This is a genomic window from Arthrobacter sp. S41 (assembly GCF_004320535.1).
In the GTDB taxonomy this organism is placed as follows: Bacteria; Actinomycetota; Actinomycetes; order Actinomycetales; family Micrococcaceae; genus Glutamicibacter.
In genome coordinates this window covers 67,096-90,160 of record NZ_SIHY01000001.1, presented here as the reverse complement: position 1 = coordinate 90,160, position 23,065 = coordinate 67,096, and the positions used below count along the sequence as shown (strand labels likewise).

General features: G+C 53.5%; 25 protein-coding genes and 1 pseudogene. 5 read left to right on the top strand and 21 right to left on the bottom strand.

Features of this window, described 5'->3' with window-relative positions:
• Positions 1 to 26: 26 nt before the first annotated feature.
• The 4 genes from EYR88_RS00530 to EYR88_RS00515 all read right to left on the bottom strand — a co-directional run bounded on the left by EYR88_RS00530 (position 27) and on the right by EYR88_RS00515 (position 2,665).
• Complete coding sequence (locus tag EYR88_RS00530) at positions 27 to 620, bottom strand: MerR family transcriptional regulator (RefSeq protein ID WP_131087804.1); 594 nt, start codon at positions 618 to 620, stop codon at positions 27 to 29.
• A 242-nt stretch (positions 621 to 862) separates the two neighbouring features.
• On the bottom strand, positions 863 to 1,345 hold the full coding sequence (locus EYR88_RS00525) for a bifunctional nuclease family protein (RefSeq protein WP_131087803.1): 483 nt from the start codon (positions 1,343 to 1,345) through the stop codon (positions 863 to 865).
• Positions 1,346 to 1,384: 39 nt separating this feature from the next.
• The gene (locus EYR88_RS00520; protein WP_131087802.1) at positions 1,385 to 2,140 is read right to left on the bottom strand and encodes a MerR family transcriptional regulator; all 756 of its coding nucleotides are present in this window, start codon (positions 2,138 to 2,140) and stop codon (positions 1,385 to 1,387) included.
• 72 nt (positions 2,141 to 2,212) lie between these two features.
• A complete protein-coding gene (locus tag EYR88_RS00515) occupies positions 2,213 to 2,665 on the bottom strand; it encodes an FHA domain-containing protein (RefSeq protein ID WP_131087801.1) in 453 nt (150 codons plus the stop codon).
• Between the two features lie 264 nt (positions 2,666 to 2,929).
• On the opposite strand from EYR88_RS00515, the gene EYR88_RS00510 reads away from it, so the two are divergent.
• Positions 2,930 to 3,289 carry a DUF488 family protein gene (locus EYR88_RS00510; RefSeq protein ID WP_131087800.1) on the top strand — a complete coding sequence of 120 codons (360 nt, stop codon included), beginning with the start codon at positions 2,930 to 2,932 and terminating at the stop codon, positions 3,287 to 3,289.
• 229 nt (positions 3,290 to 3,518) lie between these two features.
• Here EYR88_RS00510 and EYR88_RS00505 read toward each other — a convergent pair.
• The 7 genes and pseudogenes from EYR88_RS00505 to EYR88_RS00475 all read right to left on the bottom strand — a co-directional run bounded on the left by EYR88_RS00505 (position 3,519) and on the right by EYR88_RS00475 (position 11,259).
• Positions 3,519 to 5,413: pseudogene (locus tag EYR88_RS00505) on the bottom strand (FAD-binding monooxygenase).
• Between the two features lie 319 nt (positions 5,414 to 5,732).
• On the bottom strand, positions 5,733 to 7,439 hold the full coding sequence (abc-f, locus tag EYR88_RS00500; protein ID WP_131087799.1) for a ribosomal protection-like ABC-F family protein: 1,707 nt from the start codon (positions 7,437 to 7,439) through the stop codon (positions 5,733 to 5,735).
• A gap of 217 nt (positions 7,440 to 7,656) precedes the next feature.
• Positions 7,657 to 8,499 carry a PhzF family phenazine biosynthesis protein gene (locus EYR88_RS00495; protein ID WP_131087798.1) on the bottom strand — a complete coding sequence of 281 codons (843 nt, stop codon included), beginning with the start codon at positions 8,497 to 8,499 and terminating at the stop codon, positions 7,657 to 7,659.
• 423 nt (positions 8,500 to 8,922) lie between these two features.
• A complete protein-coding gene (locus tag EYR88_RS00490; protein ID WP_131087797.1) occupies positions 8,923 to 9,267 on the bottom strand; it encodes a hypothetical protein in 345 nt (114 codons plus the stop codon).
• 72 nt (positions 9,268 to 9,339) lie between these two features.
• Positions 9,340 to 9,534, bottom strand: a complete 195-nt coding sequence (locus EYR88_RS00485; protein ID WP_131087796.1) for a CsbD family protein — start codon at positions 9,532 to 9,534, stop codon at positions 9,340 to 9,342.
• 278 nt (positions 9,535 to 9,812) lie between these two features.
• Complete coding sequence (locus tag EYR88_RS00480; RefSeq protein ID WP_131087795.1) at positions 9,813 to 10,889, bottom strand: ImmA/IrrE family metallo-endopeptidase; 1,077 nt, start codon at positions 10,887 to 10,889, stop codon at positions 9,813 to 9,815.
• Positions 10,890 to 10,920: 31 nt separating this feature from the next.
• Entirely contained in the window at positions 10,921 to 11,259 is a 339-nt protein-coding gene (locus EYR88_RS00475; protein ID WP_131087794.1) for a type II toxin-antitoxin system RelE/ParE family toxin, read from the bottom strand.
• Positions 11,260 to 11,719: 460 nt separating this feature from the next.
• On the opposite strand from EYR88_RS00475, the gene EYR88_RS00470 reads away from it, so the two are divergent.
• The 4 genes from EYR88_RS00470 to EYR88_RS00455 all read left to right on the top strand — a co-directional run bounded on the left by EYR88_RS00470 (position 11,720) and on the right by EYR88_RS00455 (position 13,218).
• Positions 11,720 to 11,977 carry a hypothetical protein gene (locus tag EYR88_RS00470; RefSeq protein WP_131087793.1) on the top strand — a complete coding sequence of 86 codons (258 nt, stop codon included), beginning with the start codon at positions 11,720 to 11,722 and terminating at the stop codon, positions 11,975 to 11,977.
• 75 nt (positions 11,978 to 12,052) lie between these two features.
• Positions 12,053 to 12,322, top strand: a complete 270-nt coding sequence (locus EYR88_RS00465; RefSeq protein WP_131087792.1) for a hypothetical protein — start codon at positions 12,053 to 12,055, stop codon at positions 12,320 to 12,322.
• 47 nt (positions 12,323 to 12,369) lie between these two features.
• Positions 12,370 to 12,690, top strand: coding sequence for a helix-turn-helix transcriptional regulator (locus EYR88_RS00460; RefSeq protein ID WP_131087791.1), 321 nt, complete (start codon positions 12,370 to 12,372; stop codon positions 12,688 to 12,690).
• A 48-nt stretch (positions 12,691 to 12,738) separates the two neighbouring features.
• Complete coding sequence (locus EYR88_RS00455; protein WP_131087790.1) at positions 12,739 to 13,218, top strand: hypothetical protein; 480 nt, start codon at positions 12,739 to 12,741, stop codon at positions 13,216 to 13,218.
• A 59-nt stretch (positions 13,219 to 13,277) separates the two neighbouring features.
• Here EYR88_RS00455 and EYR88_RS00450 read toward each other — a convergent pair whose 3' ends face one another.
• The 10 genes from EYR88_RS00450 to EYR88_RS00405 form a co-directional block, all read right to left on the bottom strand.
• Complete coding sequence (locus EYR88_RS00450; protein WP_131087789.1) at positions 13,278 to 13,676, bottom strand: hypothetical protein; 399 nt, start codon at positions 13,674 to 13,676, stop codon at positions 13,278 to 13,280.
• A 113-nt stretch (positions 13,677 to 13,789) separates the two neighbouring features.
• Positions 13,790 to 14,116, bottom strand: a complete 327-nt coding sequence (locus EYR88_RS00445; protein WP_131087788.1) for a hypothetical protein — start codon at positions 14,114 to 14,116, stop codon at positions 13,790 to 13,792.
• A 77-nt stretch (positions 14,117 to 14,193) separates the two neighbouring features.
• Positions 14,194 to 15,042 (bottom strand): M15 family metallopeptidase, encoded by an 849-nt coding sequence (locus tag EYR88_RS00440; RefSeq protein WP_165477246.1) that lies wholly within the window; start codon positions 15,040 to 15,042, stop codon positions 14,194 to 14,196.
• 88 nt (positions 15,043 to 15,130) lie between these two features.
• On the bottom strand, positions 15,131 to 15,460 hold the full coding sequence (locus tag EYR88_RS00435; protein WP_131087786.1) for a hypothetical protein: 330 nt from the start codon (positions 15,458 to 15,460) through the stop codon (positions 15,131 to 15,133).
• A gap of 7 nt (positions 15,461 to 15,467) precedes the next feature.
• Positions 15,468 to 17,546 carry a glycosyl hydrolase family 18 protein gene (locus tag EYR88_RS00430; protein ID WP_131087785.1) on the bottom strand — a complete coding sequence of 693 codons (2,079 nt, stop codon included), beginning with the start codon at positions 17,544 to 17,546 and terminating at the stop codon, positions 15,468 to 15,470.
• Entirely contained in the window at positions 17,543 to 18,013 is a 471-nt protein-coding gene (locus EYR88_RS00425; protein ID WP_131087784.1) for a hypothetical protein, read from the bottom strand. Before EYR88_RS00425 ends, EYR88_RS00430 begins: the two co-directional genes overlap by 4 nt.
• Positions 18,014 to 18,425: 412 nt before the next feature.
• Positions 18,426 to 18,818 (bottom strand): hypothetical protein, encoded by a 393-nt coding sequence (locus EYR88_RS00420; RefSeq protein ID WP_131087783.1) that lies wholly within the window; start codon positions 18,816 to 18,818, stop codon positions 18,426 to 18,428.
• Positions 18,819 to 19,200: 382 nt separating this feature from the next.
• Complete coding sequence (locus EYR88_RS00415) at positions 19,201 to 19,599, bottom strand: hypothetical protein (RefSeq protein ID WP_131087782.1); 399 nt, start codon at positions 19,597 to 19,599, stop codon at positions 19,201 to 19,203.
• 2 nt (positions 19,600 to 19,601) lie between these two features.
• The gene (locus EYR88_RS00410) at positions 19,602 to 20,360 is read right to left on the bottom strand and encodes a hypothetical protein (protein WP_131087781.1); all 759 of its coding nucleotides are present in this window, start codon (positions 20,358 to 20,360) and stop codon (positions 19,602 to 19,604) included.
• 51 nt (positions 20,361 to 20,411) lie between these two features.
• Positions 20,412 to 23,063 (bottom strand): phage tail protein, encoded by a 2,652-nt coding sequence (locus tag EYR88_RS00405; RefSeq protein WP_131087780.1) that lies wholly within the window; start codon positions 23,061 to 23,063, stop codon positions 20,412 to 20,414.
• Between the last annotated feature and the right edge of the window lie 2 nt (positions 23,064 to 23,065).

Genomic DNA, 23,065 nt, shown 5'->3' with positions numbered 1-23,065 from the left:
TATCTATAAGCTTTTATTTTGCTTGACTAGCCTACGTTGCGAGCTGCCTTGGCTGCGCGTCGCGCTGCCAGCTCATCTTCGGGCATATCCTGATCAGTGGAGCTCTCTGATGGGAGCTGAGCAAGTGAACCTTCAACTTCTCGCCAGACACGTCCAACGGCGATTCCGAAGACGCCCTGGCCCTTCTGTACTAGGTCAATAACTTCATCCGCGCTGGTGCATTCGTAGACCGAAGCGCCATCACTCATCAAAGTGATTTGAGCGAGGTCTTCCACACCGCGTTCGCGTAGGTGCAGGACGGCTGTACGGATCTGCTGAAGGGAAACGCCAGTATCAAGAAGGCGCTTAACGATCTTTAGAACGAGGATGTCGCGGAAGGAGTACAGTCGGTGACTACCCGAACCTTTGGCACCACGAACGGCTGGCTCAACTAGGCCGGTACGTGCCCAGTAATCGAGCTGACGGTAGGTAATGCCTGCGGCTTTGCAAACAACTGGACCGCGGTATCCGGCGTGCTCATCGAGCTCAGGCAGGTCGTCGGTGAAGAGCAGCCCTTGCGTATTGGAATGCTTGTTGCCGCCGTCGACCCCGCGACGAGGTCCTGTCTGGCTAGACTCCATCCAATTGCTCCTTGTGTATCAGCACGTTCCTAAATGAGTAAGGTAGCGACTAACTCAGAACCGCACAGATGCGAGCGATGATCATCAAAAACAGTTCTTGTTCTATGTCCCTATGCATCGACGGTACGGCTATCGGCGCTAATGGTCAAAGACCTTCAAGCTTAACTTTAAGCCGTGTCGCACACGTACATCGAATATCCCAATTCAGCGACAATAATTCGCTGAATTCAACAAAGAAATGCCTATGAAGAAAAGTCCTCGGGGTCAATACTGTCCAAAAATTCCCGGAACTCACGCAACTGCTCTTCTGGAGCTTCCTCGCCCTCGGCTTCCAGCTCGATAGACACTCCGGCATCTTCGAGGACGTCCTCGGCACAATAAATTGGGCATTGTGTGCGTACGGCTAGGGCCACTGCGTCAGAGGAACGTGAATCCACACGTTTGCCATTAGACAAAACAAGTTCGGCCACAAAAACGGCGTTGTGCACGGAGATGATTTCTACACGCTCCAAGCTCACCCCGGTGGCCTCAAAAATGCTGAGCATCAAATCGTGTGTCATCGGACGTGGCGGCGTTAGCCCCTGCTCGGACATGGCAATAGCCGATGCTTCTGGAGCACCAATCCACAATGGAAGGAAAAGATTTCGCTCCGAGTATTTCAGTAGCAACAGTGGCTGATTTGCCGGCAGTTGAATACGTATCCCGGAAAACTCCAGTTCCAGCATGTCTGCCCCCTAGAGTCGTTAATGCCTGGTGTGTTTAGCCTAGCGATCTAGCTGCGAAATAGCACGCTGTACGAGGGCTTCGTGAATCTCCAAGCACTGCCGAGAGATTTCCTGAGCTTCTTCCGCTGCGCGGGCACGGGCGGAAACCTCGGGCTTCCTCATCTCGTTACCGACGATTGTTTCGATAAGCGAGAACTCGCGATCAGCGGCAGTGCGGAATTGACGCAGGTGGCGGGGTTCAACGCCATGGCTAGCTAAAAGCACTGCAGACTTGGTGACCTTGATGCAGTTCGAATCGAAGAGGCCTCCCTGGGCTTCAACCAGTCCAAACTTAAGCAGTTCATCAACCAGCTCTTCACTAGCGCCGCTTAGGCCCTGTAGCTCAGCGAGAGAAACCAGTCGGGTCTTGCGCTCCACAGCTTCAGCCATGTCGCTATTGACGAGCTGTGGTGCGGCTGGGGCTCCCCCAGGCAATGCTTCAGGAGCCTCGCCACGATCAACCGCGTCGAGGTGATCTTTGATGACCTTCAGCGGCAGGTACTGGTCGCGCTGCACCGAAAGGATGAAACGCAGACGGCTAACGTCCGAAGAACTGTACTTCCGGTACCCAGCTGAGGTGCGCTGCGGGATGATCAATCCCTTGTCCTCTAAGAAGCGAATCTTCGAGGCTGTGACGCGTGGAAATTCATCCTTGAGTTCCGAGAGCACTTCACCGATGTTTAGCGCTGCCTGCCGGACAGTCTCGGGGCGTTGCGCCTCGAGTCGTGGGCTTCGGGCTGCGTCAAAAATCGACAAAGGGTCTACACCTCGGAATTATGGAGAAGACGACGGACTAACCGTCGGCGGAAAACCTAGAACTCTACTAGCTTAAAGGTTCGGCACGCTCTGGTAAAAATTCAAACGGAACTTGCCAATTTGAACCTGGACTCCGCTGTTGAGCTGGATAGCGTCAATCCGGTCACCGTTAATGTAAGTGCCGTTGAGCGAACCAATATCGCTGAGGCGGAAGCTCTGACCACTACGGGTGAACTTTGCATGCCTGCGCGAAACGGTTACGTCGTCTAGAAAAATATCAGCGTTCGGGTGCCGGCCAGCGATGCTCTCGTCGGTGTCCAACAAGAAGCGTGCGCCCTTGTTCGGCCCGGAGTGAGCAATCAACAATGCCGAACCGGCAGGCAGTGCGCGTACTGCGCTCTTCTCATCTTCACTCAGAGTGTAGATGACTGCGGGCTCAGTTGGCTTGCCAGCTGATGGGAGAGAAATATTGGTCGTCTCGGAGGCAGACTCTTTGTGCGGGTCAACCGGCCCATGTTCCGACATTTGGGATCCTCCAGAAAATCTTGCTTACAGTTCGTGCGCGACGACCTTGAGTTCGAATTTGGCAATATTGCGATACCAAACTATCTACAGATTAGCCTACTCACCAGCCAAGTGATAACAGATGAGCGCATAATTTCCGACGTATGGAATTCTAGGCGTGACATCTGAGGTAAATTGAGCGAAACCACGATCGTCTCCATGGCACCGATCATTCTCGGTATTTTGGATCAGAACCAGCGCAGATCAGGAATTAACAGGTGAATCATGTCTGAAATTCGACTCAAGCGGGTGTACAGCAACGCTATTGCCGAAGACGGCTACCGCATACTGGTTGACCGTCTATGGCCGCGTGGTCAGAGTAAAGAGAAACTCCATTTAGACCAGTGGGCTAAGACCGTTGCTCCAAGCAACGAACTTCGCAAAGTATGGATCCACGACACCGAGCACTTCGAACAATACGCTCAGGTCTACAAATCCGAGTTGGATCAAAACCCCGCTGTAGACGACTTGCTGCAAATCCTAGAGCAACATCCGATCGTCACTTTTGTTTATAGTTCAAAAAACGAGCAAGCTAATCACGCAGTGGTCCTGCGAGAGTATTTGCTTGAGCAGTGGACTCGTTAGAAGTCGGAATAAAACAGACGCCGTCGGCGCACACCATGTCAGATTCAACGACCTGTTGTAGATCGAAACTGAAACCCTGATCCATAACGCATTCCTTCCGCCACGAACTTATCCCTTGCACCTTTAACAACTCACACAGTGCATTAAATATTCCGCAGCGACAACACTGCGAGCCAGCGTGAGAACAGCTCATTGAGCTGGCCTCACACTGGTAGGGGAAATATCTTGATTAGTTCTGATCGAGTAACACTGAATCAAAAAACTCGGATAGTTGATCGGTGGCACTCAACGGCAAAACGTTGGCCACATACATATCCGGCCGAACGATTACGATCGCTCCCTCACGGGAAATTTGTCGTTGTTCAAAGATATTTTCCGCGGGCAGAGCGGTGTAGACCTTTTCATAGTTCATGAGTCCGAACTGTCCAACATGGGGGCGGAATATCTCAGGTGCGTCGTTGATGTTCAGCGTTGAGTAATCTTGCTGGTAGATCACCTTGATATCAAAGAGCGCATCAAGATCCGAGCCCTTTGGCGTGAATCGCCGGACCGGAGAATCTTGTGAATCCGTCAACCACGATGCCAGCTGTGCAACTTCACCCGAGGCACCTGCTGGCTGCTGGCTGCTGGTCGGCAAAAACATAAATTCGATAGCGCCCATCGGCCTTGTGATGATGCCCCAAGTGTTTTGGGTTGGCGTCGGCCACACGCATAACTTCTGCGGATCTGAAACGCTTACCAATGGGGAATCCGGCTGCTCGATGCTGGTACGTTTTGTTGCCCGTAAGTTCGGACGGTGAATACTCAGTCATGAATCCTGCCGGGAATTCAGCGGTACGAACATAAAATTCGGCAACGCCTTCCTTGCCTGCCAAGTCTTCTGGCGTTGCGGCCATGATGGAGGACCATTGCTTATCAAAGTCGATCAGATCTTTGGCGATGACCTTACGTTCGGCGCTGTAAGTCCGCAGCAATTGCGCTGGTGCTTGCCCAGAAAGCACATGACCAATTTTCCATGCCAGGTTGAAGCCATCCTGCATGGACGCATTCATCCCTTGCCCTGCTTTTGCAGAGTGTGTGGCAGGCGTCCCCGACGATGAAGACTCGAGGATTTTGCGAATCAATTTTTTCCAGAGGGACGTCGTCGAAGCGATCGGCGAGTCGATGGCCGACTTCGTAGACGCTATGCCAGACAACATCTTTCACTTCTAGCGAGTAGGGATTCAAGATCGCTTTGGCCCGTTCAATGATTTCTTCCAACGGTGTTTCGCGGACCTTACCCTCGTCGTTTTCCGGAACCTCGCCTAGGTCAACATAAAGTCGGAAGAGTTGTCCGCCTTCACGAGGAATGAGCAGGATTGAGCCGGCGGTTGAATGGATTGCGCATTTAGTTCGCACATCCGGAAAGTCGGTGAGGGCCAAGGTATCCATGACGCCCCACGCATGGTTGGCTTTGTCGCCTGACAGCTTGGCTCCAATGGAACGGCGAACCTGACTGCGTGCACCGTCTGCTCCCACAACGTATTTGGCACGAACTACGCGTTCCAATGAATCCGCACCGTCAGCGCAGTTAATCAGCGTGACTTTCGCAGGATATTCGTGAGCAGGTTCAGCGCTGAGCTCTTTGAATTCCCAGCCATAATCTGGAGTAATTCGAGCAGGTGAGTTGAGGGCGTATTCGGCAAAGTAGTCGATGACCCTCGCCTGGTTCACCACAAGATGCGGAAATTCACTGACACCCGTCGGATCATCTGCCGTCCTGTCGGTGCGAATGATCTGTTCAGGTTTGGCAGGATCCGGATTCCAAAATGTGGTCTCTTTGATGACATAGGCTTCTGCGGTGATCCGCTCTGCGAAGTTGAATGCTTGGAATGTCTCAACAGTGCGTGACTGAATTCCATCCGCCTGGCCAATCTCAAGTCGATGTGGGCGACGGTCGATGATTCGGGTATGCACATCTGGAAATTGTGAGAGCTGTGCCGCGGTAATAGTTCCGGCCGGCCCGGTGCCAACAATTAGCACGTCCATGAATTCCGGTAGTTCTTCGGGACGGTTGATCCCCGTTCCCGCTGCCGGTTGAACTCGTGGATCCGCCGAGACATATCCGTTGTGATGAAACTGCACTGTCCCATCCCCCGCTTCTCTGTGATGACTTACTCGAATATCATTTGTTCGATAATAGAACTCGATGCTCTTTTATCGCACACTAATCATATGCAATCCGTGAGCGGCCTCACAACCTTTGTCCGAATTCGTGGATTTCTCACTTCTGATCGCACCAAGACCGCGCACTCTCCAAAGAAAAAATGACTACCAACCAGCACATACGTGTGCTGGTTGGTAGCCATTGGAACCTGCGCGCAGATTCAGACTTCCGTCATAAGTTTTGCACCTTAGGAACTGGCAGTATCCATGCATGATGTTGTTCGTGGCGTCCACTCGCCTATTTCACGACTTGCACCTGACCATCTCGTACATGCAATCTCTGAAGGTTCGATTGCGCCCTGAGTTTCTGCTGCCACCTGCGATCATGAGTCACGGTAATAACCGTTCCAGGGTATTGCTCTAACGCTTCTTCAAGCTGTTCAACCAGCGCCGGCGAGAGATGGTTTGTCGGCTCGTCTAATAGTAGTAATTGCGCCCGAGTGCTGACCGCCACAGCAAGCTCAAACCTGCGGCGTTGGCCCACCGAGAGCGAAAGCGGATGCCGCGGAAAATCATTGGCCCTAAACAGCCCCAACTTAGCCAGCACCGGCGCAGCTTCTTCAACAAAACTGTCCGTCGCCAGAGCGAATGATTCGAGCAAGCTTTCTCCGGGGGTCTGTCCGAGCTCTTGTCGTAACCACGCATAGCTCAGATTTTCTGCTCGCCAGATTTTGCCTTGAGAATGATCTAATTCGCCAGCCAGCAGCTTTAACAGCGAAGTTTTGCCTGCACCATTGGGACCAGTAACTAACCAACGCTGGCCTAGGTTAATTTCAAAATTACTCGTTGCCAACAGCGGCGCTTCCTCGCGTCGTGCCTTAGTTGCTCTGACCAAACAAGTGTTGCCATCGCCAGTGCCACTTTCGGTTGGCATGGCAAATTCCAATTCGGCCGCGGGCTTCGGTGCCGGGTTTGATTCCAGATCCTCAATGCGAGATTTGGCCTGACGAATCTTTGAAGTCGATCCATGGCTGCGACTGCGCATGCGGAAATTACCGTGCCCAAACCCGGCCTTTTCTTGTTTCCGGGGTACAGCTGCAACGCGAGCCGCATTCTTTTCCACCAAACGCTGAGAATGCTCCAACTCCTCCAGCCACTGTTCGTAGTCCGCCCGAATCGCAATTCGTTCCTGCTCCTTGGCATGCAGATAACCTCCGTATCCGTTCCCATAGTGCGCCAAAGAACCGTCATGAACTTCAACGATGGAACGCGCAAACCGCTGTAGGAACATGCGGTCGTGGCTGATGACCACCAACGCTCCATGGTGCTTTTCAAGGTTCCGCTCCAACCACGACATCGCAGAATCGTCTAAGTCGTTGGTCGGTTCGTCCAGTAACAGTAGTTGGGCTCCCGAACACAGTACACAGGCTAACCCCAGTCGTGAACGTTGCCCGCCGGAGAGCTGGGAGACGGGCCGTTGCCGATCAATCTCCCCCAAGCTCAGCTGCTCGAGGGCGCTGTCCACTCGCTGTTCCAAGCTATAACCATCTGCTGCCTCATAAAGGTCGGTAACCTGCTGCAATTGAGTCATGAGGCGCTCAGCCGTCTGGCCTGTAGCGCTCTGCAGTCGTTGCGAGATGGCAGCGATCAGAGTTTCCAGTTCGCGGAATCGTCGGTGGTAGGAGTTTATGACCTCTTGTACGCTCATGTCTGCGGAGAATTTAGGGTTCTGTGCAGCGTAGGCAACTCCCCCGGGCGCGTTGATCACTCGGTGCCCTTGATCTGGCTCCAGCGTTCCAGATAGCACTCGCATGAGAGTTGACTTACCTGAACCGTTATCGCCCAATACGGCAAGTCGTTCGTTGAAGGAAAGAACAACGTCGACATCGGTCAGTACGTCTAGGTCTGCAAAACTGACACTAACGTTCTCCAAAATGCACAGTGCATTGCTACGGTCTTCACCGTTAGCCTCACCATCAAGGTCTGTAGATTTGGCCTGAGTCATGGGATTTTCCTGCCTTGCGCGCAAAGACTTCTAAAGTCCATCAAGCAGCACAGTTATTTGTCGGGCACCGAAACATGATGCCGTGGGTGGGCAATGGAGCTAGGCTCAACATCGGATAAATCAACGCTATGGCGTTGTGTGGAAGAACATCCCAGAAATTATCGTTCCCATTTCTCAAGACTAGTTCGGCTCAAAGACCCTGACAAGGCATCGGGCCCTAGAGCTCAATAGTTCCGCGGATCAAGACCTGGGTATGCCCACCAACCCACAAATGTTCGTCACTGGCGTCTAGGTACACGCGTCCCTCGTACCCGATTACCGAGCCTTGCCGGTTAATCAGTGGAGGGTGGACCTTTTGCGTGTTGATGAGCCACTGCGCTGCTGCACCGTTCAGGCTCCCTGTCACAGGATCTTCTCGCAGGGTTCCGTTCTCGATGGTCAGTGCCCGGACCTCAAATTTTTCTTCACCTTGCGCATGAGCCAAAGGCGCGATGACGCCGATTTTCCATCGACCGGGACGGGTTGGAATCTTCGGATCAAGCCCAAGCAAAAGGTCATGGTCATCCAGCAAGATGGCCATCCACCCGGGCCCGTTATCCACCCACTGAGAATCGAGCACCTGCGATTGCTCCACACCAAGAATGTGCAGAACCTCGGCTAGCTCGCTGGCTTCAATTGTCCCGCTGCGTATCGTTGGCGGCGAGGCGAATGACAATACGTCGCCTTGAATTTTGATTGGCACAACCCCGGCTTCGCATTCAGCCAGAATCAACCCTGAATTCTTCGGCACTCCCCCTTCGGCAAGCCATGCACGCGCCGTGCCCAAAGCAGGATGACCAGCAAATGGATACTCACGTTCCCTAGCGAAGATACGGAAGCGATAGTCCGCGTCTGGATTTTCAGACGGCAACACAAAGGTGACCTCAGAAAGATTGGACCACCGCGAATAGTTGATCATCTCTTGGCTAGAGAGCCCCGGGGCGTCTAAAACTACCCCCAGCGGATTGCCTTTATAAGCAGTACTACTGAAGACGTCTACCTGTTGGAACCTGCGTTGCATCTGGTTGCTCCCGTAATTATTTTGGCAGAGCAAAACCCCGCCGAGAAAAATTCTCGACGGGGTTTTACAAGATGGTCGGGCTAGCGGGATTTGAACCCGATAGCAAAACCCCGTTTTGCCCCGGAATCACGCGGATTTCGAGGTTGGAAGCATCCAACTGGGAACGCTTCATTTACATGAAAAATTGTAGTCCGTTCCCGGTGGGAACAAGTACGCAGCTCGGGCGTGTCAGGGTCGAATAGACCATAATCTTGCGTCTGATATGCGTTCAGGATGCCCGAGAGGCCGAACCCAATAAAACAGACTTATCCCAAGCCCGCCATGTCTTCGTCTTGCGTTTCAACTTCCAATTCATCCCACCATTGACGCATCTTGGAGTCTTGGAATGGACCTAGGTTTCCGTATTGATCCATAAGGCGAATTCTAGTCGGATGCCGGGAGGTTTGATGTCCATGGGTCTGGTCGGAAGCTGATCTTCTGGTCTTCGCGTTGGTGCCAGGTGTGATTGTCTTCGGTGCCACGCCAGATGCTGTCTGCCCGTCTGATGCGTGTGGCTGCCGTGGTTGGTATCCACTTCACGTCTAAGCGCCCGTTGTAGACCCAGCGTGCGCCGTTGGGTGGGTATTCGATAAACAGTTCACCTTGCATCCAACCACGCACCCTAGCGTGGATCTTCCCCAACCCCGGATCGAACACCTGCACGTATGGGTATTCCCCGGTCATATACGAGCGCATGCGCTCGAAACGTGGGTCAGAGAACGTGGGCATGGTCTTATTGTGCCTTAACGTATAAAACTACCCCACCCTCACTGTGAGGATGGGGCAGTCCTATTTTGCGCGTTACTTAGTTAGATCGTCCTTGACGTCTTTGGCAGCGTCTTTGATGTTTTCGCCAGCCTGCTTAGTTGCGGCCGCCGCTTGATCCTTCACGCCTTCAGTCTGCAACTTTTCGTTGTCGGTTGCGTCGCCAACTGATTCCTTGATTTTTCCGGAAACTTCTTGCGCTTTGTTCTTTATCTTGTCACCGAGACCCATAGGTACAACCTTCCGTTCGATCCAGAAAATAAACTTCTTGGCAGGAAACCTCCGCAGGTCCTGACACCATGAAACTTACTGTGAAACAGATCTTTAATCAATCATCCCCACGGTGGATTGCATGGAAACAAATTTCAATTATGTTAACGCAGAAGACCGCCCCACTATCGATTGATTGTGGGGCGGTTGGTTATTCGACAGAGAAAGTAGGAACGTCAAGTGACTAGCGTGTGGCTAAACTTTTCGTCTAATCAGCCAACGCCATACTTTTCCGAGCCTTACTCACTGGCAAATGTGAATCGATTATGAAGCTTGTGCCCTCTATTTCTTTCCCACAGGCCCAAGTGGTGCAGCTGCCCCACGACGATCCCCGGAGAAACTCCTATTTCTTCCGCAAATTCAATTACGTCGCTATTGAACCGCAGTTTTCTCAATCGGGGCTTGAACCTCGCAGGAACCAGGGTTTCTGATGCGAATTCGTTTGCTGCAATCTCTTTCGCGCTTTGCAATTCCCCATCCATTTGAACCATAGGCCCATTCTTCGGATGAAGGAGAACATGGCCAATCTCGTGGAACAATGTAAACCACAGTTTGCCATCGTCTCGACCACGGAGCGTCAGGGTTATAACGGGATTTTCCCCGTACCACTGTGTGCAACCGTGTGCGCGAGTGCCAGAAATTTCTGGCACAAATAGAATTCGCACTCCCACGCTGGCCAGCTTTTCGACCAATGGACCCTCGAAAGACGCACCCTGACTACGAGAAAGCTCTCGTAGTTCTGGAATTAGCGCTCGCAAAGAATCCGCATCGTAAGGCTGTTCCAAAGGATCCGACGCATCAAGTTCAAGTTCAATCATTCTCAGCCAAGTTCGCACCGATTCTGGTCGAACCGGATGCGCTACATCTTGTCTAAAAGCTGGTAGCGGTTGGCTCTGACGCTCAAGGCCTTCTAGGTCACCAACCGCAAAAAATGACATTAACTGCATAAGCACGATTCCTGGCTTACGCATCGTTTCGGTAATAATACCTGCTTTGCGGAGGGCAGTCAGCGGGAATGCTTTCGCAATTTCCGCATGACGTTCCAGTTCCTTTTCCATGCCAAGTCTGGTTTGATCAGCACGATACTGAGCCTCGAGTGCTAACCAGTTCTTAGCTGGAATACTGGTGACGAGCTCAAGCTTCAATGCCAATTCAGGGCTCAGCACGGCACCGTTGATCAACTTACTAACATGCTTAGCACTCACGCCGAGATCGCGGGCAAGGGAGGCCTGAGTCCGCTCTTCATCTTCAAGCCATTCTTTAATGTATTCGCCGGGTGCAACCGCGTAATTGGTAGTTACCTTGTTCGTAGTCATTGTCCCCTCCCCGTCCAATTATTAGGCGCCGCTAGCGCTTGTTCTTCTTTTCGTGATAGTCCACGATCTCAAGAAGACAGGCATGCACGACATTCACGTGCTCCTCGTCGCCCTCGGAATCTTCCAATTCAAATTTAACGATCAGTCGACAATTTCCATTCAGGCGCCCTGAGTACGTGCCAGCACGGTTTTGCAGGAGCAACTCCCAGCGTCCAGTGCCCGCGAGTAGCTCTTCGATAGTATCGACCGATTTCAATTCAGCGACGCGCATCCCAAGTTTCTTAGCTTGTTCAGCTCCAAGTTCCTTCTTTGCGACTGTATCGTCACTGGCCTGCTTGAGTAATTTCTTGTCATCGGAAACCACTTCCACTAGGCATCACCATTACCTAATAGGTAACGCCAGCTTAGCACCCGAAATTCCCCTAAGCACCAAAAAACGCGGTGATGATGATAACGATTTGCCATGCTCTCATTCCTGGCCTTGCGCGCCCAAAGGCGATTGCCCCCATGTGAAACCATCATGAGCACATGGCACACAAACTCTCGATCTGAATATTTACTGCCCTAGGCAAGTACTCACGAACCTAGCAATTGAGTACATCATAACCGCACGTCGAGTATCCAGTGGACTCAGAAAAGCCACGTGCAACCACTTACGCTGCTTGAGACCAACTTATGAGGGTCGATTTACCGCGAATCAGCCTTTTCTCTGGATCGGACACTTGGTTGATCTCGAGGTTCACACACTTGCGCACCCTAAAATAGGGTGTTAAGCTAGTTTCATAACCACGGGGAACTAGCCCCAGGTTGACCGGAATCGAGACACCGAAATGAACGCAAAAGACAAGCTGAATGACAAAGTAGCTCAGCAATCCACCGAACAACTCTTCGCGTGCATGGTCTTGCTAGATCAGCAGATGGAAGGCTTCGGAACACCCGAGCAACGCATGGTCTACGCACTCATGGCCGACACCATTGAAACCCGCCACAACCTGAACGATGCTATGGAAGTTATCTTCATGGACGTCAATTACTCGGGCACTTACCGCGAAGCCCTTGAAATCGCTTACTGTGCCGTAGTCGCCTAGAAGCAGGAACGGCGGGGCGAAAGCCCCGCCACCCTCCACAAGACCCGCCACCCGCGCAAAGAATTGAGCCACGCCATGACTGACCACGTAACCCCGTCATTCGAAGAGACCGAGCTAGACCACTACTACGCACCAACTGAAGTCGAGATTGCTGAAGCCGTAGCCCAAGCGCTCGCCGAAATCTCTGAGATGAAACTAGACTCATGCAAGAGTTTCTCAGAACTCAATGACCATATTGACGCGAACGAGCTCGCCGGAATCTGCGAAGAGCGTTTTCATTGGACGATTGAAGCTATTGCCCGAGTCCAAGAAGATGTAGACAAAGCACTTCGCGGACGCGCATAACCGACCGGGCGGGGCGCAAGCCTCGCCCATACCTATAGGAACAACAGATGACCCCTGAACAGATTTCGGCAACCCGCCGCTTGGTTGGCTTGACCGCTGATCAGCTCGGCGAAAAGCTTTCGATCAATCCCCGCACTATTCGGGGTTGGGAATCGGGTAAGTATTCGCCTGGACCGAGCGCACTTGAAGCGCTGTTAGATGTGCGGGCAACTCATGACGTTGATTTTGAGTCTTGCCTTGAGGTCGCGAAGGGTGGCGACTCGGTGTCGTTCCCTGAAGGTGACGGCGACCGGCCTAACGGTTGGTGGTTGGCGATTGCTGCCCGCGTTATTGATCGTTACCCTTCCGCAACTTTTCATTGGGTCTAACCGTCTGACCCTACTAATAGACTTGAATCAAATACTTTTGGAGGAATCTTGAAACGTCTTGCCCCGCTCGCTCTCGTTGCTGCTCTAGCCCTTGCCGGGTGCACGGCGGGCAATCAGTCGGCTGATGCTACGCCGAGCGCCACAAGCACGCCTAGCGCGTCGGCTAGCCTTGCCCCTGCGTTGGCTGCAGAGTCACCTAGTGCCACCAAAACGAAAAAGGTGGATGCCGGGCAAGCATGGGCTGATGACATGATCAACCTGTTTTTGAACGGAAACAGTAAATCGTCTTTCGACCAGTTCAATAAGAAGTTGCCACACCACTACATCACCGAGTGGAGCGAAGAGTCGAAAGGCATTCTCGGTGTCACTGTCGGCGGTGGCAAATGGTCTACAAAAGAATTGAATATTCTAGGGAATACAATCATGTTCACGGCGGGCAATGACACGCCAGCTCTCAAGGAAGTGCATGTTTCATCCACTAATGGCGCAACAGGAAAAGCCACCCGTGATAACTTGCAAGACTTCTAGAACTTAAACGCAAAAAAGCGCCCCGCATGATCATTTGATCGTGCGGGGCGCTTTCGTGACTAGGCCTTGTTTCGGCGGTAGTTCAAGAACTTCTGCCAAGCTAGGGTTGTGCTGTACTCAGGGAAAATGATCTGCGGGTTGAGATTGTAGTTATAGATCACTCCCCAAGCGTTGCCACCGTCTGGAGCTAAGAAGCTGTATGCGGCCGAAATGGTCATTCCCTTCACCTCGCCATCAATCGCGCCGGTGTATTTGCCTTCGTAGCGGCCATAGTCGCGCATGTAGCGCTGCCACGCCTTGATAGTGGCTGGTCCAAACTTTCCATCAAGAAGGTAGGCGGTTGTGTAGTAGCCTTTCTTGCGCATCTCCACCTGAAGGGCGTGAGTGGTTTCTGAATACTTGGTTGCGCTCGCGTTCCATACGGCGTCTTGCACGATAGCGGTTGCTGGGTAAGCCATTCTGCTGGCTCCGTTCTGCCCATTTTTGGGCGTTGAAAAGCCCCGCGCCGGTTGACGCGAGGCATGAAACAGCCCGCCAGAATCGCTTCTAACGGGCTGAAAACTATGGGTTGCTACTGGTCGACGTTGTAGCGTTCAGGGTCGGCGGTAGTTGCCGCGTGCTCCCCAGGAATCGGGTAAGCGGTCTTCGCGTCCTGCGCGGCTTGCTTCACCGTTTCATCGAACGTCTTAGACACATCGACGTTGCCCGCTGCCACGAAGCCGAACGCGCCACCAATCACGCCGAGAACAGCACCGCCACCGATAGCCCAAATAGGCGCCGGGGTTTGAACGGCTGCGCTATAGGCGAGAATCGCGGACTGTGCCAGCGATAGGACACCAAAGCCGATGTAGAGCGCGTTGCGGATATTGGCCGGGATAAGTTGAGTCCAGTTCTTCACTGGGTCTCCAATCTGTTTGAGGGTTGAGGAATGCCGCCCGCGAAACAGTTACGGGCGGCACAAGTGGAAACGGCTTGTTAGCCGCGTTGGGTGTTCAAATATTTTTGGAACGCCGCAATAGTCGCCGGTCCAAACTTGCCGTCAAGCAACCACTTCGAAGCCGGGTAGAGACCCTTCTTGCGTAGGAACTGTTGCAAGGCGAGGTAGGTGTAATAGCCTGGCTTGCCGTCGATAGCCCGGCCATAGTGGCCGAGGCCGGTCAGCCACTCTTGCAACGCCTTCCATGTGTATTCGCCAAGCTCGCCGTCAATCGCCCGTTCGTAAAGGCCGATCTGCGACATAAGGATTTGGGCCGCCTCAACGGACTGTTTGCCAAACTTTCCATCGGTCGCGAGCTTCGCGTAATCGGTTGGGCGGGTCGAAGCTGGCTTAGGGGCTGGCTTTGGCTTCGACGCTTGCGGGGTTACCGAGCCAAGGGAAGAACCGGCGCGAATCTTGTCGGCAACACGCTTCAGAAGGGCAAGCCCGCCCTGAAGCTCAAAGTGCATTTCATCCTTGCGGCCTCCGTAGTCACCGCCCCAACGAACCGCCCCGCCCAAGTCCTTCAGGATTCGATGAATGGCAGATTCATCAGAGTTGCTGAAAGTGTTCACAAGTCCGAGGCCGTGGACTGGGGCGTTAATGTCTATCGCCCAACCGGTCTGATGTTCGGAAGGGATGCCCGAGGCTTCGCGTACGTCGCGCTTTGCGTAGCCCCAAGACCAGCCCTTGACGATTGGTTCAACCTCAGAATTGAAGCGTTCGCACAGGTAGTCCAGGATTACTTGACCGTCACCGGTTCGAACCTTGCCGGTGATCCATTTGAAGCTCACAAGGCGGGTAGATGTTGGCTCTAGCAAATCCCAGCCGAGGCGAGAAACAGCCATTTTCGAACTCACTTTCTGCCCTGTTTTGGGCATAAGAAAAGCCCCGGCGCGTTTGCGTCAGGGCATAAAAAAAGACCGCGTGAACGGTCTAGTCGAATAGGTCTTTGATCGTGTGGGGCGGGTCTGGCGGCGGTGCGCCTCCACCTTTATAAATATGGTCAATGAGTGCCCGGCAGTAAGCCCACAAGCCGACGTTTCGGCGCTCGGTATCGTCCAAACGATCTTCAAGGGCTTTCATACGCGCCCGGTCTGAGTCTTGCTGTTCCCGGTCAACCTTGGCCTTTACGCCTAAGTAGGTTAGGTAAGCTGTGACGATTACCCCGAAAAGAGTCAGTATCGCCAAGATAATCGGTTCGGAAATCAAAGCCTTTCGAGGTTCGTCGGCTTCGATTATCGCGGTCGAAATTGTGTATAGCATTTCGCCTTTATTCGTCTAGTCGTTTCGTGTTGGCTGGCAGTAGCCCGCCCTCAAGGGTTTCGTATAGTCGCATGTCTTCTTGACCGAGCGACCACAGGGCAATGCCCTGCAAGCCCCAGTCAAGGACAGCGCGACCGCGCCAATGGGTGATCGTTGTTGCGTCGGTGAAGTAAACGATGCTTGCCCCGTCACGGTCCAACGCCATGAGCCGACCTAGCCAAAGGTCATGGTCGAGAGGTCGGACTCGATACGTGGTGTTGACTCCGGTCGTTATTGGCAGGTCTTTCCAATGTGCGTAAACCCAGTCGAGGGATAGCCCGGTTTCGCGTGTTGTGGATTCTTCTACGTCGGAATCTGGCTTGAACCGGTTCTTGTCATCCCATGTAACGCCGGTTCGTTCGATACGCCCCAACACTTTTGACACACCGTTGACAGTGACTTCCACGGCTTCGCGGGGTTGATACCACCAGCCGTCTCCAAGGTAGGCGTGATCAATCCAAGCGATGCCGGTTGAACTAAACTCTGTCGGCCCGCCCGGTGGCGTTGTGGTGACTTCTAGCTGTAACGGGATGCTTGTTTCTGCCTGCGAGAAGTACACGCGGGCACTGTTTTCGCGCACTCGTAAACCGAGTACGCACCGGCCAACCTGCGCTGCGCCGCCGACAACCTGCGCGCCGAACTGTTTCGTTGCCAACACGGTTGAGCCGCGCAACAGCTTCAGTTCGCCCGCGCTGGATAGTTCAGCGGTAATTCCTTGCGAGGTGACACTGAACCGGCCAGCGGTTGCGAACTGGAATCGTGCCATGGCGTAGAGCGATTGCGCGCCAAAGTCGTTGCCGAACCGTAGCGTGCCAGTTCCCCGATATTGGTTGTAGCTTGACGTGACGGCTTGGTAAGCCCATGCGCCAGATGGTTGAGTGTAAACGGCGTTCAACTGTTGGGTTGAAGTGGCATAGTCATCAATGATTGTTGCGGCTACTGGTTCGCGCTGAATTATTTCGGCGGTCAACGTGTAACCAACTTTCGGCGAAACAGTGTCACCGTTCGATGCAATGACCGGTTCAGCGTTGAACTCATAGTCAACATAGCTTGAGCCAACCGAGTTATCTGAGACTGACCATTGAGGAACGCCAGCCGGTAGCCCGTAGCGTACGGCGTATTCACGGTTAGCAAACACGCCTGAGAAGACACCGCTTGAGTCTTCCCATTGGGTCGGCTCTTTCCAGTCGTAGCAATCCAAGAAACCCCACGCGCTCATGCTCAACGAATCCCGGTACGCTACCCAGCCGATAGGGTAATGCGTTCCTGAGTCTGACCATGCGCGAGAGCCTGAAAAGTATTGCCAAGCACTGTAATACGTTCCTGAAATGCCTCGCCGTGTCGCGCCCCACGATTCGGGGTAGTCATGGATTGACCAGAAGTAGGCGTAGAGCGGTAAGCCCATACTGATTTTTGACGGGGTGATTTGTGAACTCGCCCAGTTGTAAACCTCTTCCAACCAGAAGCCGGGCGACACCGGGCCGGGCGCTGAACCTGACCAGGCGAAGTCATAGGACATGATCGAAACGTGATCCATGAGCGCGCCGAGCTGCTTGTAGCGCACCCAGTCTTCTCCACCAACTGAGCCGGTGGAGGTTAGTGCGGGTAGAGCTGCCGAGGCTTGCATGTTTCGCCCGTGCGCGAGGTCAGCAACCTGTTTGAACAAGGCTTCAGCGGCAACGTTGTTGGATGCCGCCCCGCCTTGCTCTAGGTCAATGTCGATACCGTGTAGCCAAGGGTGAGCGTCGATCACGTCGCCAAGGTCAGACATGAGCCGTGCGCGGGCGGTTTCGTCGTTCCGTAGAGCCGTAAACACTGAGCCTACGCCGTCGTTCCTGAAGCACAGCCAGAAGCGTAGGTGAGGCCATTTAGCCCGGTACACATCCAACAGTGACGGGTCAAAGGTTTGTTCTAGCGCCCCGTTGGAGCCGACCCGCCAACCGAAGATTGATACATCGGTCAGCCGGTCGCCGTAGTTCTCTAGAACCATGCGGATTCGCTCGGTCCAGCTAAGCCCGACCCATACCCAAACGTTTGGTGTCATCATTCTCTTTCGTTCCAGGCGAGGCGCAAGTGTAGGCGACCGGTCGCGAATGCTTCTAGGTTGAGGTTTGACCGCTCGGTGATTGTTGGCGGTCTTCCCCAACCTTTCGACGCTAGGTGTTGGCGTGCGTCGGTTACTGCCGTGCCGTTTAGTTTGCCGTAACGGTAGGAGCCGATGCGGGTTTCACCTTTGGCGTTGATGACTCGCATGCGTACGGGCGCTGCAGCGTCGGCATTAGATAGGGCTACTAGGGTCATTCGATTGTTGACTACCCCGTTGCGGTATTGTTTGCCGAGCTGTTTCGTTCCGGCTTCTAGCGCGTTGGGTACTACGCCAGTTGCTAGCTCTCCGGCTTGTAGTTGCACGTCGGTAATCAGCACAGATGACGATTCAGGAACGTCGGTAGCTGTGATCCTAAGCCGGATAGACTTCACAGGCTTTTTGACGTAGATCGGTTGCTGTAGACGCAAAAAGCCTCCTAGGTCGTAGGCATCCTACGCGGATAGCTGCCCCTAATTGAGACGTACATACCTGCGTACTTTTCTAACATTTCTGCGCCACTCAGATTCAGTGCGTAACCAGACAGGAACAAATTCCACCGACCATTGCTTGGATGCGTTCGAATTTCCATTTGGCATGTTGGCCCGCGCAAGATAAGCGCGTCCAACGAAGCTTGTCGTATCGGCTCCATATGTTCTGGTATTACCATTGCATGCGTGCTGGCGCCGATCTGCACTCGTCCAAAAATCGTGACAGTGTTCCCATCAACGAAAGCCTGTAAATTCTGGGCCTCCCCAGGCACGCCCCAACCGTTGAATAGCATCGGCGAAAGGTCTTCCCAGGCTGGGCGGTCAGGGTACGGCTGACCGGGTAACACTGTCATCACACCCTCCGCGCATATGTTGATTCGACAACTAGGTTTAGAAGACTGCCGTTAGCAACCCGCGAATAGTCGTTGCCTGAAACCCAAATCTGAACCTTGCCGTCAGGCGTGAATAAGCAAGAATAGCCAGACTCGTTGATCGCTAGATACGCATTGAACACCAGCTGGAACGGTGGCCGTAGCTCGGTCGGTAAATCAGTTACTACGACGTTGCTTGTTCCGTACCTTGTGCGCAGATAGAAACTGATTTGGTTATCTTCAATCTTTGCAAGGAAAACGAACGTTCGCCCGTCCCCTGCCCAACCATTCACGGTTAGGCTCGAAAGGTCATACCAAGGCGTTTTGTCTGGGTAAGGCGAAGGCACTTTGGGAAAGTCGTAAATGCTGCTCATACTGCCCTCCGTGGTGCTGTAAACATGCAAGAAACCTCTGTTCTCTCGGCAAGATACCAACCGGTTTGCGAGTAGGGTCGTTTCCAAACGCGCCCATCAGTCAATAAGAAGATTCCCTGCAAAGCCGAGTCTGGCGTGTTGACAACCGGTTTGAACTCATTGGGTAGACCCTCAATGATGTTTCCCGAGGCTTCATTAACAATTCCCGAGGGATTCACGCGCAACGAGACCATTACAAGGTTCGGTGTGATCTGACCCCAAACCGAGAATGCGCCTCCCGTAGAAGTCGTAGCGATGCCCAGCGACAAGAACTGGCTTAGGTCATAGATCGGATACATCGACGGGTACGGGGTTGACAGGACAGGTAAATCCAGCGCCACGGTCACACCGCCTTTCGTGGGTATGTTCCGAAAATCGACAGGTACTTTCCCTTGTACGTAGCAATCACTTCAGCGTTCGTCATACCAAGCGAAAACGCTGACAAGACCATCTGGTAAATCCCGACGCTTGAGCGATATTGCAACTCCACAAGACAAGACGGGCCACCGAGTATCTGCGCGTTCAAACTGATTGGCCGAGCTGGCGAAAGGTGAAGCGGAACATTAGCGAAAATATGTAAGTCGCCAATTTGCACGCGCCCGAAAATGGTTACGTCGTTCTTGTCAGCCTTGCCCTGCAATGACTGATAATCGCCTGGAACACCCCACCCGCTAATCAGGATACTTTCTAAGTCTTCCCACGCGATAAGGTCTGGATACGGCTGATTCGGAACCAAAGTCATAGCTACTGGCTCACCTCCGATTTAGTTGCAAGTACTGGGCGAGTCAAACCGATACGCCCCGTAGAACCGACAGTGTTACCGACAACGACAAACGTCGGTCTCGGCAAACGTGACGCGGGCAAAATAAAGTCATGCACAACCGAGTAACCCCATGTCGCCCAAGCCGTCAAAGACAACTCAGCGTTCGAACCGGTCACCGTTGCGCCGTTCATATAATCGACGCGGGGTCGAAGCGCGGTCACTCCCCCAATGCCCTCGGTAAGAACGTTCATGCTCCACCCGTAAGGGCGCGCTGCAGTGCTTGAAGAAGCCGAGTGCGGGAACGAAAACGCTATATCGCCAACCGTGGAAAGCTTCGATAAGTCAATCCAAGAAATCCACCCATAGTCAGGGTCAAACTCAACCGTCACCGCCGAGTCATGTGCAGAGACAAGCCCCGCCCATTTTTTCGCAGGGGTCACAATCGACGCGACCGAACTAGAAGACGCTTTGGAATCCAACGCTCCTTGTAGCCCGGTCACTTGGTCAATGGTGTGAACGTGGCTCGCTGGCGGGTAGCTTATCGGCTTGCCCTCGATATCTTCCCAACGAATAACCACACTGCCACCCCCTGAATCCATATCGGTTACACCCGATACCCACGGCATTTCTGTTACGTGAGGCAACCAGCCCGACACTGCAGCGCCCGGCTGAAACATCACATCAGTAATTTCAACGTTGGCCGAAGCCGGTGCGCCCGACGATGTGATTCGAAGTTTCATCTTCGCCGGGCGAGCGTTCACCCTCAATACACCACTTGGCACACCAGCCCCCTAAACAAGATCAATTTCGATAATCTCCGTTGACCCATCTTCATAAGTAACTTCAACTTCAGCCTTCACGTTCGGAACCCAGCCAGCCGGGCCACCTGAAGACAAGTCAAAACTCAGTGCGTAAGCCGAACGGTTATCAGGTTGAACAGTCTGCTCAATCCACCGTTCGCCCGCGCCACTCAACGCAACCGCATAATCACCGGTCACGCCACCCTCAACGTGCTGCGCACCATGAAACGCCCAATGCTCCATAGCGTTATCAAACCGGCCATTCAGCAACAGGTTGAACGGCACAAGGTCAAACGTCGCCACACCCGAACCAGTGTTCAAAGTGCCCGCATCGTTCACGTCATCCGAACCAGTCTCACGAAGCACAGCCGACAAAGTAATCTCAGAATCCCACGGATTCACAACGTCATATTCGAGCCGAACAATCCGTTGCGCCGTCGAAATCCCAAGGTCGTTATCAACAACCGTCACCAAGTCGCCAGCGCCGAACCGGTCAATCTGCGAACCAGACTGAACCGACAAATCACTTACCTTGACCTCATACGAATACTCAGGCTTGGCACGCTTCGCCAACATCACCTGAGACATTTCAAGCATGGTGAACGGTGTAGTGCCCGACTTGAACTCGTAAGTGTCAACGCGAACATCACTCGTAAAACTGAAATCGTCAATATACGGTTTGCCACCGTTGACGCTCGCAATCGTGAGCCCGTCCGCGTTCTTCACATGCAAGCGGGTAACCAAGGCGGTTGTGTCTGCGATACGACGCGCCTCAGTGAGCCCGCGCCCATAGAAGAACCCAACACCCTTATCGCGCCCAGACTGAGTAACCAACGAAACCTTTTTGGCGTTGTTATCAAACACCAAATCGCCACCATGGTTCTCCTGAACCAAACGCAACAAAGCCAGCGGGTTAGTTTCTTCAGTCTCATAGGTGCGAAGCGTGGTCACGTTAGCAATTCCAACGCTCCACCCTGTGCCAGTGAGTGCAGTAGTCATGACCTCGCCCGCCGTGACCTGTTTCCAGTCCTTCGCGCTGACCTTGGTAGCCGTAGCCAAGTCGTAAAACTCGGCCTCAGCGTAAACGTCAAGAAGAAGCTGTCCGCCATTACGTGACTTCTCAGTACGGCGAACACGGTACTTCTCCCCCGCCACCGACACGTAACGTTCGTTCTCAATAACGCCCGCGTACTTGTGGTCTACCGGTAGCGAAAACTCAAACTTTTGTTCGCCGTTCACTTCGTTAGTGACCACAGCATCCAACGGGTCAATTAGAACCGCTTCAGGTAGCGACTCGCCCCAAAGGACAATCGGCGAATGCGCGAGCTCGGGTGCATCCGGCTCTTCCCACTGGCGCGGGATAACCGTCACCGTGAACGACTGAGACACCGAACGATTCAGGTCATCCGACAAAGTAACAGTGACCAAACCCGAACCGGTTTGGAAACCAGCGGCAACCGACAAAACGCCATCAGTTACCGTCACGCCAGCCATTGAGGGCGCTTCAACCGTCCACGTTGGCGCGCTATACGCAAAGAACGACAAAGGCACGTGCACAATGTCGCCCTGATCCAACGAACGGTCAGCAATCGGCTCAAGCGTCGGCGGTGGCTCAACAGGTTCAACAACATCAAACCCGCTGAAAGACTGCCCCTGAACAATAGGCACAGTCCAACGCAACAAGCCGTTGAAAGGCTCCGGCAACTCGGCGCCCGTCTGCCATGAAGCCCCGTTGTCAGATGACCAGTAAGGCACAACGCCAGCCGGTGCGCCGACAAGTACCGGGCGAGCCGTCCACGAAAGACGCTCAGCACCCGTCGAAATCTCGCGATTCGCACCATTCGGCACGATGCCCGATTCGGACACGGTGAAGTTGGTTCGGTTCGCGTTCAACTGCCCGTCAGCCCACAAGCCCAAAGACATTGAGTCAACAAAGTCAGTAAGACTGAATACGCCGGTCGGGTGAGCTACAAGCGCTTCGTCAAAAACGCCTGTAGTCCACACGCTGCCCGTAGGCAACATGTACACGTCAAGGTCAGCGGTACAGGCCGCATTCGGCACGCCCGTAAAGGTGCGCACCGGGCCAATCCAAGTCGCCTTGGTTGCTTGGTTGACCGAGAACATTTGAGACGTTTTCGCATCCATGTCCAACAGTTGCCCAACGAACTGCCAACCCGCCGTTTGAACCCAAGGGTGATCTTCGTATTGGTCGAGAATCGCCACGCCCGCAGAGTTGTAAACCTGATGACGCAACCGACCTGATGCCGTTGTTGCGAGGTAAGTCAACGGCGTACCGCCACGCGAAGACATTAGCGGACTGTGCGCCATGACATAGTTCTGGCGTGTCCACAAACCCATAAGAAGTTTGCCAGCAGACGGCCACAAGCCCGAGAAATGCGGTAGCTTGAAGCCGCCCTTATCCGTTGCCGGATTGACGCTGTTCAAGCTCATTTGGTAGCCCCAAGCGCCCTGAACAAACCCGTCATTAGCGCCGCCAACCACACGCGACCATTTGCGCGTTGGGGTAACACTATCGCTGTAAATTAGCCCCGCATCAGGCGTGATCCTCTGCAAAGCAATAGGATTCAGGCCGGGGAAACCCAACGGGATTTCGCCCGACCAAGCAAACCGGTCATCATACATTG